This window comes from Allobosea sp., from assembly GCF_051860145.1.
GTDB lineage: Bacteria > Pseudomonadota > Alphaproteobacteria > Rhizobiales > Beijerinckiaceae > Allobosea.
Window position 1 is genome coordinate 102,725 of record NZ_JBHYEM010000011.1, and the last position, 12,643, is coordinate 115,367.

A 12,643-nucleotide genomic window follows, 5' to 3' on the forward strand; every position below is an offset into this window, starting at 1 on the left:
ATGCATCGCCGAACTCCAGGATCAACATGTTCACATCAGTCCTGCAATAATCTAGTCTCGCCCGCGAGAAACTTTTTCGGATATGCCGTTGTCGGTGAATTTTGCGCATCTGCAGGAGATCAGCCCGGAGCTGCATCGCCTCGGCACTCTTGCCGAGCGGTTCTTTGCCGAAGACGCTAATACGTCGCTTATCAAGAGTCGCCAGTTCGGCGAATACATGGTCAAGGAGATCGCCGCGCTTTCCGGCGTCTATGATCCCGCCGCGCGCGAGACAACCCATGATCTCCTGCGGCGGCTAGCGACGCAGCAGGTCTTGCCTCGCGAGGTCGCAGACGTCTTCCACGCGGTGCGCAGGAGGGGCAACGAAGCAACCCATAGCCTCGCAGATTCCCCCGCAGAAGCGCTCGCTGCGCTCAAGTTCTGTCGTGCGCTCGGTGTCTGGTATCGTCGCACCTATGGGCGCGATCCCAATTTCAGGCCGGGCCCATTCGTTCCTCCTAGAGCCTCTGACGATATAGACCAAGCTACGCAGGCTGAGCTCGTGGCGCTCCGCGCCCAAGTCCGTGAAGCAGAGGAACAGCTGGCAGCGGCCCATGCCTCGGCCGATGAGCTCGCTAAGGCCCGGGCCGCTGCCGAAGAGCTCATCCGGCAGGCCACTGCCGACAGTGCCGTTTGGGAACAGACTGCCGTCGAGATGGAGGCCAACCAGGCAGCGCTCTCCCGTAAGCTCGCTGAACTGCAGAAGGCGGCCGAAGCCCAGCCTGAGCAATTGCAAATCCAGTTCAAGCAGGCCGGCCTCCAGGCTGCGAGCCGCCTCGAGCTCGACGAGCGTCAGACTCGCCGTCTGATCGACGTCCAGCTTGTTGATGCCGGCTGGGAGGCCGACAGCGACCGCTTATCTTATCAGAAGGGCGCACGACCGGAAGAAGGCCGCAGCCTTGCCATCGCTGAATGGCCCTCCGAGGGCGGCCGCGCTGACTATGCCCTCTTTGTCGGCCTCACCTGCGTTGGCGTCATCGAGGCGAAGCGCGAGAGCGTCGATGTGCCGTCCACGCTCCGTCAGGCCGAGCGCTACGCCCGAACCATTTTTCTACCGACGGAGCAGACCCATCCGCACGGACCCTGGAGACACGGCCTGAACGAGCCATTTCGCGCCCCTTTCGTTTTCGCCACCAACAGTCGGCCCTATGTACGCCAATGGATGACGAAATCCGGCATCTGGTATCGCGATGTACGTCGGGAGACGAACCACGCTATTGCCATGACGAGCTGGTTCTCACCGAGAGACCTGCTGAACAAACTCGCCACGGATGTCGACACCGCGGCGCAGGGCCTGGCCGAGGAAGGCTTCGGCAAAGGCAAGATGCGCCCCTACCAGGAGGAGGCGATCGCGGCGATTGAGAATGCCGTGGTCGCCGGCCAGCGAGACATCCTTGTTTCGATGGCGACCGGCTCTGGCAAGACGCGCACGGCGATCGCGCTGATGTATCGCCTGCTCAAATACAAGCGCTTCCGCCGCATTCTCTTTCTTGTCGACCGCAAGGCGCTCGGCAGGCAGACGAGCGACGCCCTGGAGACAACCGAGATCGAGGGCATGCTAAATTTCGCCCAGATCTACAAGGTGGCGGGGCTGGAACAGAAGCTGCCGGAGGGCGAGGACCAGGTACAAGTTGCGACCGTCCAGTCGCTGATCGCCCGTATTCTGAACGAGCCGGACGCTGCCAAGCGCCCGACGCCCGGAACCTTCGACTGCATCATCGTGGACGAGGCCCATCGCGGTTATACGCTGGATGCGGAGCTCCGCGAAAATGACATCGGCTTCCGCAATATCGACGACTACCAGTCGGCCTACCGCCAAATCCTCGATTACTTCGATGCGGTGAAGGTGGCGCTGACGGCGACCCCCGCGCTTCACACCCGCGAGATCTTCGGCCACCCGGTCTTCCACTACGGCTATCGCCAGGCCGTCGTTGAAGGCTATCTCAACGACCACCTGCCGCCGAAGCGCATCACCACGGCGCTGTCGGAAGCCGGCATTCATTTCGATGGTGGCGAGGAAGTCGAGATCATCGATCGCAGAACGGGCCAGATCGATCTCTTCGAGCTGCCGGACGACGTCTCGCTGGATTACGATCTCGCAGATTTCAATAGGCGCGTCTATTCGGAAGCCTTCAACCGCATCGTCTGCCGGGCGATCGCCACCGAGATACCGCCGTCAAAGCCCGGCAAGACGTTGATTTTCGCCGCCCGCGATGCGCATGCCGATGACATTGTGCGCCTGCTGATCGAGGAGTTGCAGGAGGAATACGGCAAGGAGTCCGTACCACATGGCATGGTCTTGAAGATAACCGGCACTGTGGAGAAGGCTGAAGACTTGATCCTCAAGTTCAAGAACGACCCCTATCCGAAATACACCGTGACCGTGGATCTCCTGACCACCGGCATCGATGTGCCCTCCATCTGCAACCTGGTCTTCGTCCGCCGGGTTAAGAGCCGCATCCTCTACGACCAGATGATCGGTCGCGCCACGCGGCTCTGCCCGGAAATCGGCAAGGAGCATTTCCGAATCTTCGATGCCGTCGATCTCTATGCCGAGCTGCAGGAAATGACGGATATGCGCCCGGTGGTCGTCAAGCCGGATATCTCGCTCGGCCAATTGGTCACCGACCTCCAGAAGGCGGAAACGGAAGAGGACAAAAACTGGGTCGCCGGCCAGGTAATCGTGCGCATGCGCGCCATGGTGAAGCGCATGGATGCCGAGACCCGCGATAGCTTCGAGCGCCACACAGGCGAAAACCCTGACAATGCTCTGCAGCGGCTTGCAACCCGGTCCGGTGCTGAACTTCAGGGCTGGCTCGCCGCCTATCCGCGCGCTGCGGAACTGCTGGAACGCCGCCCGCTGCGTACGGACAGGAATGATGGCGTCGTTATCTCAAGCCATGAGGACGAGCTCCTCCGAATCGAGGAAATCTTCGGCAAGAATACGACGCCTGAGGATTACATCACCGGCTTCGAACGCTTTGTGCGTGAGAACATGAACCAGGTTCCGGCGCTGATCGCCGTCACCCAGCGTCCGCGCGATTTGACCCGCAAGGAGCTATCTGACCTGGCGGGCCTGCTCGACGAGAAGAACTATTCCGAAGCCATGTTGCGCGCCGCTTATGGCCGCGCCCGCAACGCCAATATCGCTGCCCACATCATCGGCTTCGTGCGCCAGGCGGCGCTGGGCGATCCGCTGATCCCCTATGCCACCCGCGTCGACAACGCGATCGTCAAAATCGAGGCGTCCCGTCCCTGGACGCGGAAGCAAAAGGAGTGGCTGCGCCGCATTGGCCGGGCGCTGAAGGACAAGCCGGTGGCTGATCCCACCTTGCTCGACCAGGGTGCCTTCGCCGACAAAGGCGGCTTCCAGCGCATCTCGCAGGAATTCGACGGTGAGCTCGATCAGGTTCTACACGCCTTCAACGAGGCAATCTGGGCGCCGAGCGCCGCGTGACATTCCCACTCACATTGACCGAGGACTTCCGCTCGCTACAAGCGCAATCAAGATCCCTGATCCCATGAGTCTGATGCCATGAACGCCAACGCTATCGTCCAGAAGCTCTGGCGCCTCTGCACGGTGTTGCGCAAGGATGGCATCACCTACCAGCAGTATGTCACCGAGCTGACTTATCTGTTGTTCCTCAAAATGATGGCCGAGCGCAGCCGTGAAGCGGACAGCCTGCCAAGGGGTATGCGCTGGGCAGATCTGGTCGCCGCGAACGGCCTGACCAAGCTCGAACATTACCGCAAGGCCCTCGTCACCCTCGGCGCCGCCAGCACGCGTCTCGGCAAGGACGACGCGCTCATCCTTCCTCCGGTCGATAACGCCACACCGGACGAGCGGAAGCGTTATGCCGATGCAAGGCCGCTGCCGGATATGGTCCAAAAGATCTTCGACAGCGCCTCCACCTTTCTTCGCGAGCCGCAGAACCTCACCACGCTGGTCACTGCCATCGACGATCTCGATTGGTTCTCCTCCGAACGCGATCAGTTCGGCGATCTCTACGAAGGCTTGCTGCAAAAAAATGCCGAAGAGACCAAGCGTGGCGCTGGGCAGTATTTCACGCCGCGCGTGCTGATCGAGCTTCTGGTCCGGCTGATGCAGCCCAAGCCCGGAGAAGTGATCCAGGACCCTGCTGCTGGAACCGGCGGGTTCCTGATTGCAGCAAACAGCTATATGCGCGCACGCAGCGACGACTATCTCGCTCTCGGGGAGAAACAGCAGGACTTCCAGAAGCGCCAGGCCATCCACGGCATGGAAAATGTGCCGGGCACGCTGCGCCTGCTGTTGATGAACCTCTATCTGCACGACATCGACAGCGACCATGTCGATCTCGGCGACACGCTCTCTGACAAAGGTAAGGGACTGGGCAGCGCCCATCTCATCCTCACCAATCCGCCCTTCGGCCCATCGGGCGGCGTACCGACGCGCGACGACCTTTCCGTCACCGCCTCGGTCTCCTCCTACCAGCTTCCCTTTGTCGAACACTGCATCCGCGCGCTCCAGCCCGGTGGCCGCGCCGCCATCGTTGTGCCGGACAATGTGCTTTTCGAAGAAGGGCGCGGCCGGCAGCTTCGCCAGATGATGATGGACTGGTGTGATTTGCACACCATCCTGCGCCTGCCGACCGGAATTTTCTATGCGCAGGGCGTCAAGACGAATGTCATCTTCCTGACACGCGGGAAGACCGAAACCGGCAATACCAAATCGGTGTGGATCTACGACCTGCGCGCCCAAATGCCGAAATTCGGCAAGACCACGCCGCTGATGGAGGCCCATTTCGAAGGTTTCGAACTGGCCTTCGGCACGGACCCTTATGGCGCCGAGCGGGGAAAGGACGAGGGCGAGGCCGGCCGCTGGCGCAAGTTTAGCCGCGGGGACATCGCCAAGCGCAGCGACAATCTCGATATTGGCTGGCTGCGCGACGCTGAGGAAGAGGCGGAAGAAGGCCTGATCGAACCCGACGACATCGCCGCCGCCATCCTCGGCCATCTGCAGGCCGCCACGCTGGAAATCGAAGCGCTGATGGCGGAACTGGGCGACGGGCTTCCAGAGGCGGCGGAATGAGTGGGCTGCCGAGCGGGTGGGCTGAGGCAACCCTGGGCGAGTTGGTTGCCTCCAATGGTGTGGTGACCGACGGCGATTGGGTTGAAAGCAAAGATCAGGACCCAAATGGCGAGGTTCGGCTAACGCAACTGGCCGATATCGGTGATGGGGAATTCCGAAACAGATCTGATCGGTATCTGAATCTAGAAAGCGCAGAACGACTGGGCTGTACTTTCCTTGAAGCAGGAGACGTGCTCATTGCCCGTATGCCTGATCCTCTAGGTCGCGCTTGCGTATTCCCTGGTTTGCCTCAGCCTGCGGTCACCGTCGTGGACGTACTTGTCTATCGCAGTGGAACCGACCTCGTGTCGCCTCACTGGATAATGGCGGCCATTAATGCGCCTGAGACACGCCAAAAGATCATTGCACAAGCAAGTGGGACAACAAGGCAGCGTATATCAGGCGGAAATCTAAAGCGGCTGCCACTTCCCCTCCCGCCCCTGGCCGAGCAAAAGCGCATTGTAGCCAAGCTGGATGCGCTGAACGCAAAATCCGCTCGTGCCCGCACCGAACTTGCCCGCATCGCAACGCTCGTCTCCCGCTACAAGCAGGCCGTGCTCAGCAAGGCGTTCAGCGAGGAGTTGACGCAAGATTGGCAGGTGGTATCGCTCGATCTGCTGTCCGAGACGGTTTTCGACGGACCGTTCGGTTCCAATCTGAAATCCGCTGATTATACACCCGATGGGCCTCGGGTTGTTCGCCTTGAGAACATTGGGACACGCGAGTTTATCGAAGAAAAGCGTACGCATATCTCCGAAGAGAAATTTCGCTCTCTGGCAAGGCATACGCTTCAGGCTAACGATCTACTCTTCTCCTCGTTCGTTAGCGAGGAGATCCGGGCATGTTTATTCCCTTCGAACGCTGGTTTTCGGGCAGTAAACAAGGCAGATTGTTTTTGTATCCGTTTGGATAAGGCTAAGATCGATCCCAAATTTGCATTGCTTCAATTAACAACGGAAGCGACATACAGGTATTTCGTCCAGCAAGTGCACGGCGCGACGCGGCCTCGGATTAACCTGTCCCAACTGAAGCACTACCCGCTCGTGGTTCCGCCCCTTGACGAACAACACGCAATCGTCCGTCGCATTGAGACCACCTTCGCTCGAATTGAGGGACTGGTAGCAGAGGCAAAGCGCGCACTGGTCTTGGTGGGCAGACTGGACGAGGCAATCCTGGCAAAAGCCTTCCACGGCGAGTTGGTGCCTCAAGACCCGAATGATGAGCCGGCAAGCGCATTGATCGAGCGCGTCGGCGCATGGCCGACCGGCGTCATCGAAAGGGGGCAAGGTCGCCCGGCGAAAAACGTTGAACGTGCCGTCCGAAGGGGGGGCGGGATGACCGCCACTGCTTCCCCCTTGACCAAGGTCGCTGACGCCATGACTGCGCAGCAAAAGGATTCTTCAATGAGCAAGACCCGCCAGGACCCCGATGTCATGGGCCAGCCATATTTGTCAAAAATCCTTCGCAAGCAACCTGGCGCCGGAACCGTGGACACATTGTTCAAGGCGGCTGACCTACCCGTTGCGGATTTCTATAAGCAACTCGCGTGGGAGATCGAAAACCAGCACATCCTGGACAAGCAAGACGGGCTGGAGGCGGCCTGATGCGTCTTGATCGTGTCTACATCGACGGCTTCAAGAACTTAAAGGACGTTGAAGTTAGGTTCGATGCGGAGTGTCTGACGACGGTCGTCATCGGTCAGAATGGGGCCGGTAAGTCCAATTTGATCGAGGCGGTTACTGAGATATTCCGCGCCGTTGACCTCAATGAACGCAACCTACGCTTCACCTATGAGGTTGACTATCAAATCCGAGGTCAGTCCATAGCCCTCTCGAACCGCACGGGTAAATCGACTATTTCGGTAGATGGAGCGGTACTCTCCCGATCTGCCTTTGATGGCACGCGGTCCGCTTACTTTCCACAACTCATTTTTGGGTACTACTCCGGCAGCGGACGGAGGCTTGAGAAATTGTTCGATGCCCATCAGGCGCGTTATTACTCGGTTATAAACAAGGATCGTCCCGAGCCGGAGTATGAGGCCGCGCAGCAGGCTCGGCGCATGTTCTATTGCCGACCGATTCATGGCGTCTTCGCTCTTCTGGCGCATTTCGCACGTCAGGACGACACGGAGGGCCTCGACGCCCTTCTTTGTGAGAAGCTGGGAATCACCAACTTTCACTCCGCGCTCGCCCACTTCAAGGAGCCGTCGTGGTTCAATCACGCCAACTGGAAAAAAGCCCAATCAGTGGAACCGGCGGCGCCAGGCCGTGGTCGGCGCGCCTACACCGAGCTTGCTGATCAGGCCCGGGATCTCTGGGGCGCCCGAGGTCCGGCCGGCGCTTGTGCGCGGGCGCTCCTGAATGCCGCGTTTCGTCCTTTGGCGCTCACTGGAAAGGTGGTGGACGACTATCGGGACAAGCCGAGGACTGAAGCTCAGCTTGCATGCTTCCTCCGGGACGGCGCGGCGCTCAAGCAGTTTGCCGCTATGTACGCAAACGATCAGGAAGTGTTCGCCGCTCTCGAAGCCGCGGACATCTCGGATCTCTTTCGGGAGATGATCGTTTGGGTCACCCGCACTAATGACGCGACCGGCGACGTAAGTTTCAGCGACCTTTCAGACGGCGAGCGCCAGCTGCTGATGGTGCTTGGCCTGATCCGCGTCTCACGTGGAAAGGAAGCGTTGTTTCTGCTCGACGAGCCCGACACCCATTTGAACCCAGCTTGGCAGCTCAACTACCTAGACTTGATCGCCGACTGGACCGGCGTCGCAGCTGACCGGGATAAATGCCAGATTATCCTCACCTCACACAATCCGCTTACGATTGCTGCGCTGGAGGCCAAGCAGGTCCGGGTCATGGCAGTAGGCAACGATGACGCCGTGACAGTCGCCGCGCCAGTGGTGGATCCACGAGGCCTTGGCTTCACAGCAACGCTGACAGAGATATTTGGCCTACCCACAACGCTAGATCTGGAAACGCAGCGTCAGATAGACGACAGGAATGCGCTCGCTCGACTTGAACATCGAAGTGAGGCTCAAGAGAAAATCCTCATCGAACTGAACGATAAGCTCAATCGTTTAGGTTTTTTAAATGAAAGCCGCGAACCGCTTTATCAAGAATTTCTTCAGGCTTGGCAAGACGTTCGATATGCAGATCGCCCGCCACTAAGCCCTGCGCAGGTCGAGGCACGGCGCACAGCGATGCAAATACTGATCAAATCGCTGACTCAAGAACCAGGGTTTTCACATTGATCTACGTGCGCCGTGATCCCGCTTTGATACCGGAGGGCGTTCTCAAGGTGGCCGAGCGGGCGCAAGCCGTGCTTGATCTGCTGCCTCAATCAGAGCGTGCTGCCTACATCAAAAAGAAATCGCATATTTGGAGGTCGTTCAAAAAGTACCTGCGGCAAATGTCGTACGGGAAATGCTGGTATTCCGAGGCTAACGATCCCCAATCTATTTTCGATGTTGATCATTTCCGGCCTAAATCTGAGGCGCGCCGCTCAGATACTGAATTCGACGACGGATATCCGTGGCTCGCCTTCAGTTGGGACAACTTTCGATACGCTGCCGGGCGGACCAATAAACTCACTACGGATGAGGACACTGACGAGGTTGTTGGGAAGTCAAGTTGGTTTCCGCTGATCGAGGGAAGTGTGACTGCGTCCTGGGAGGACCGTCGCGTCCACAATGAACATCCTATGTTGCTCGATCCCACGAACGAGGACGACGTAAAGCTCCTAGAGATTGCGCCGGACGGCCGAGTCAGCCCGAACAAGTATTGCGTCGGCACCAATCGGCTGCGGGTGGCTGCGTCCGTTAGGCGCTACGGGTTAGACCTTCCCAACTTGAAGGAGGAGCGCTTGCGCGTCATGCGCGACGTGTCCGAGCGGATCGACGCCTTGCTAAAATGCATCGAAGCGGCAAACAAGTTCGAGCCTGCAGCGGACCATCTTCCTATTCCCGAACAGAGGAATGCGATCACAAACCTTACTCTCCCCGGCAGTACGTATTCGCTCGCCGCCAGGTCAAAACTCTATGAGCTTGGGTTAGGGGAGCTGATCGCCAAACCGGAGGGTCACGCAGCAGTCGCGGCCTAAAGCGGGTTGGGATCTGGTTGAATCGTTTTGGTATTCCCCTACCAGCGTCTAGCGGGTTCAGACTGTCATCGCGCCAAATGTGCTCGATCGTCAGTTCACGGCGACGCCGCCGAACCAGGGCTGGATCGCCGACTTCCCCTATGTCTGGACGGGCGAGGGCTGGCTATATGTGGCCGCCGTGATCGACCTGTTCTCGCGGCGGGTCGTCGGCTGGTCGATGAAGGCCGAGATGACGGCGGCACTCGTCACCGACGCGCTCGTCATGGCGATCTGGCGGCGGGGCAAGCCGGCCGCCCTGCTGCAACATTCGGATCAGGGAAGCCAATATGCCAGCCAGCACTTCCAGGAATTGCTGGCCGAGAACGGCGTCACCTGCTCGATGAGCCGATCCGGCAACGTCTGGGACAATGCTGCCATGGGGAGCTTCTTCTCATCCCTGAAAACCGAGCGGATCAGGGGCACAATCTTTCGGACGCGCGACGCCGCCAGGGCCGATGTGTTCGACTACATCGAGCGCTTCTACAACACCATCCGCAGGCACTCGACCATCGGCTATCTCAGCCCCGTCGAGTTCGAAAAGAAGGTGGGATTAGCTTAACTGAGCGTCCACGAAACCGGCAGCAGGCCACCTTTTTCAAGCCTGTTTCCGTTTCGAGCCCTCTTTTTTAGTCCTGGCACGCGAACGGCCTATCAGCCCAACAAGGCGGGCATTGCCGTGGGCACAATCGTGGTGCACATTGCGGTTCATCGGGGTCGATTCCCATCGAAACCCTGTGTTTTGCCCGGAAATCAGGGCGTTTGTGGCATTTTCACGGGGTCCTAGTCCCCCAGCCACTCACGTGGCTTTCCCTGCTTTTCCAGCACCTCCGTTCCCAAGACGTCGAGCACGCCTTTCAAGGCCGCGCCTTGAGCGCGAAATTTCAATGAAGCAGGGGAGCCGGGAGTCAGAGCTGGCGCATTGCGAGACCGGTCAGGTGTTAGGCCTCGCAAAGGCGACCATCCGTCCGCATGACCTGTCAGCAATGAAATCAAATCCTGAATCCAGGATCGCGCGGATCACCGTCGACACGCCGTCATCGCCAATGATATTCGGATGCAGCTCTCCGCACAGCACCCGGACCTCTGGCGGAATCTTGACCTTGAAAATCTCGGCTTCCGCACCTTCGACATCGAAGACCACAAAGGTGGGACGGATCTCCCGAAGCAAACGTGACATGGAAGCCATGGCGACCTGCTCAGGCTTCGCGGCGCCTTCTCGACGATGAACGGACGAAGACATAATATTCACGTTGAAGAAGAACTCTCGGTAGCCATCCTCCTGCCCAACCGCAGTATTGTGAAGGTTTGGCCTGACGTCATTAGCCTCAAAGACGGATCTAATTGGCCCCAAGAGCTCGGGATTTGCCTCGAAGGTATGGAGATTCCTGCTGTCGGAAAGTCGCTGCGCGATGAACGTCGACACGATCCCGAGACCCGACCCGAGCTCCAGGACGATATCGTCGGGCCGGATCAAGTGTCTGATCGTTTCCATCTCGCCGCGCTCGTGCAGCCCTCGGTAGAAATCGCGTCGACGAGCTTGAAGAGCAGGCGATGATCCAAGTGGAATGCGAATATTTTCATACATGTACATCTTAGGCTTAGAAATGACAGAAATCGCATACCTTATCTTATGCCTAAGGTAACTCATGAGTTCTTGAATAAATGTAAGATCATCCGCATCGCCGCGGCTCAATCCCACCGATCCCCGATCCATGGCGCATCTTTCTTCGGCGTTCTGCCTTCTGGCTCAAGCGAAGGCTCGCGGGCTATTGGTCGTTGGCACACGCGCCAAGGGGTCCCATGTCGGCCGCGTGGCCCTCTTGATATCCGTCAAGAAGGGTTGGGGGCTTTTCGCTCGACGCTCTCACCCCACCAGCGCCTCCTTGCCGGCCGGCTACGGCGTGTTGCCCTTCGGACGCACCTCGCTTGTCAGGGGCGGCCGGATCGCTTGCATGCTTCTGATGCAGCCCTCTCAGCCCATAAACGGCCTCGACCGTTCGCGGATATTGCCGGAAGACCAGTTCAACGCCGCGGTTCCTTCAACGCTTGGAGAGTGAAGGAGAAACGCTCGCGGCGATGTGACCGGGGGGCTGCCTTGAAGCTGCCAGTGTGGGGAAGCGCCTTGAGCGCTACTCTCCTTGTGCAAGTCGTGAGTTCGTTCGCCGCCGCAGCGATCCCTCTCCTGGGCCCGATCCTGACGCAACGCTGGGGCCTCATGCCCGAAAGCATCGGCTATGTCTCGGCGGTCGTGTCCGCCGGCATATGCTGGTTCCTGGCCTGCGGCGGGCCGATGCTCGACCATCACGGCCCGATTCGGGCCCTGCAGTTCGGCCTGGTCTTCGTCGCAGCGGGTCTCGTGCTCCTGTCACAGCCGGTCGGGCTGATCGGGCTCTTCGGCGCGCTCCTGGTCGGCCTGGGCCTGGCCCCGAACACGCCCGCCGGCAGCCAGGTGCTGATGCGTACGGCGCCGGCCAGGCATCGCACGCTGGTGTTTTCCATCAAGCAGGCGGGCGTGCCTCTGGGCGGCGCCATCGCCGGCCTCGTGATCGCCCCGCTGGTCCTGGGTTTCGGCTTCACCGGCGCGATCTGGGCACTCGTCGCCGTCATCCTGCTGAGCGCCTTGCTGGTCCAGCCCTTCCAGAGGGAGCTCGATGCGGAGAAAGGTCCGCAGAACCGGGCCTGGGCCCGGCTGTTCCTGTCGCCGTCCTCGCTTGCCCGGTCGGCCCGCGTTCTCAGCGCGCATCCGTCCTTGCCGATGCTCACGGCGATGGGCGTCGCGTTCTCGATATCGCAGGCCAGCATCACGGCCTTCACGGCGACCTATATGGTGACCCAGCATGGCCAGACCCTGGCGCAGGCCGGGCACTACATTGCCGTGCTGCTGGCGGCGAGCACGATCGCGCGCATCTTTTTCGGGTGGCTTGCGGACCGCATGGGGGGCGGGCTCCTGCTGCTTTCGCTGCTGGCGCTTGGAGCCGCGACCGCAATCGTCCTGCTCGTCAGCTCCACGAGCGCGAGCCCCTGGCTGGTCTATGGCTGCATGGCGCTGGTAGGCGCCACCTCGATGGGGTGGAACGGGGTACACATGGCCGAGCTTGCCCGGGTATCGCCGCCTGCGCTGATCGGCGACGTGACGTCCGGCGCCAGCCTGTTCGGCTTCGTCGGCTCGATCTGCGGGCCTCTGGCCTTCGCCATTATCGTCAGCCGGACCGGGAGTTTCGAGTGGCCGTTCGTGCTGGTCGCCGGCCAGCTGGCCGCGTTCGGCCTGTTCGCGCTCTGGCGCCAGTTCCGAATGCGCGGCGTTTGAGGCCCGATCGAGGCCGGTCCGCGCTTTCGGCCGGAGGCGAGGCGCGCCGC

7 protein-coding genes and 1 pseudogene are annotated in these 12,643 nt (G+C 60.0%); 7 read left to right on the plus strand and 1 reads right to left on the minus strand.

The window, feature by feature from the left end:
• The first annotated feature begins 82 nt into the window (after positions 1–82).
• The 6 genes and pseudogenes from hsdR to ACTIF2_RS18205 form a co-directional block, all read left to right on the plus strand.
• The gene (hsdR, locus tag ACTIF2_RS18180; RefSeq protein ID WP_439498507.1) at positions 83–3,496 is read left to right on the plus strand and encodes a type I restriction-modification system endonuclease; all 3,414 of its coding nucleotides are present in this window, start codon (positions 83–85) and stop codon (positions 3,494–3,496) included.
• A 78-nt stretch (positions 3,497–3,574) separates the two neighbouring features.
• Entirely contained in the window at positions 3,575–5,110 is a 1,536-nt protein-coding gene (locus tag ACTIF2_RS18185) for a class I SAM-dependent DNA methyltransferase (protein WP_439498508.1), read from the plus strand.
• A complete protein-coding gene (locus tag ACTIF2_RS18190) occupies positions 5,107–6,753 on the plus strand; it encodes a restriction endonuclease subunit S (RefSeq protein ID WP_439498509.1) in 1,647 nt (548 codons plus the stop codon). The genes ACTIF2_RS18185 and ACTIF2_RS18190 overlap by 4 nt, the downstream gene beginning before the upstream one ends.
• Positions 6,753–8,399: an AAA family ATPase gene (locus tag ACTIF2_RS18195; protein ID WP_439498510.1), complete on the plus strand. Its 1,647-nt coding sequence runs from the start codon at positions 6,753–6,755 to the stop codon at positions 8,397–8,399. The genes ACTIF2_RS18190 and ACTIF2_RS18195 overlap by 1 nt, the downstream gene beginning before the upstream one ends.
• A gap of 5 nt (positions 8,400–8,404) precedes the next feature.
• On the plus strand, positions 8,405–9,247 hold the full coding sequence (locus ACTIF2_RS18200; protein ID WP_439498566.1) for an HNH endonuclease family protein: 843 nt from the start codon (positions 8,405–8,407) through the stop codon (positions 9,245–9,247).
• A gap of 67 nt (positions 9,248–9,314) precedes the next feature.
• Positions 9,315–9,845, plus strand: a pseudogene (locus tag ACTIF2_RS18205) (IS3 family transposase); the annotation flags it as partial.
• 372 nt (positions 9,846–10,217) lie between these two features.
• Here the strand turns inward: ACTIF2_RS18205 and ACTIF2_RS18210 are convergent.
• Complete coding sequence (locus ACTIF2_RS18210; protein ID WP_439498511.1) at positions 10,218–10,979, minus strand: FkbM family methyltransferase; 762 nt, start codon at positions 10,977–10,979, stop codon at positions 10,218–10,220.
• Between ACTIF2_RS18210 and ACTIF2_RS18215 the strand changes: the two genes are divergently transcribed.
• Positions 10,917–12,593, plus strand: a complete 1,677-nt coding sequence (locus tag ACTIF2_RS18215; protein ID WP_439498512.1) for an MFS transporter — start codon at positions 10,917–10,919, stop codon at positions 12,591–12,593. The two genes, ACTIF2_RS18210 and ACTIF2_RS18215, sit on opposite strands and share 63 nt — an antisense overlap.
• The last annotated feature ends 50 nt before the right edge of the window (positions 12,594–12,643 follow it).

Excerpts from the sequence above, each read along its gene's own strand:
- ACTIF2_RS18185 (WP_439498508.1), top strand. The coding sequence starts at position 3,575 with ATGAACGCCAACGCTATCGTCCAGAAGCTCTGGCGCCTCTGCACGGTG.
- ACTIF2_RS18190 (WP_439498509.1), top strand. The coding sequence starts at position 5,107 with ATGAGTGGGCTGCCGAGCGGGTGGGCTGAGGCAACCCTGGGCGAGTTG.
- ACTIF2_RS18195 (WP_439498510.1), top strand. The coding sequence starts at position 6,753 with ATGCGTCTTGATCGTGTCTACATCGACGGCTTCAAGAACTTAAAGGAC.
- hsdR (WP_439498507.1), top strand. The coding sequence starts at position 83 with ATGCCGTTGTCGGTGAATTTTGCGCATCTGCAGGAGATCAGCCCGGAG.
- ACTIF2_RS18215 (WP_439498512.1), top strand. The coding sequence starts at position 10,917 with ATGCCTAAGGTAACTCATGAGTTCTTGAATAAATGTAAGATCATCCGC.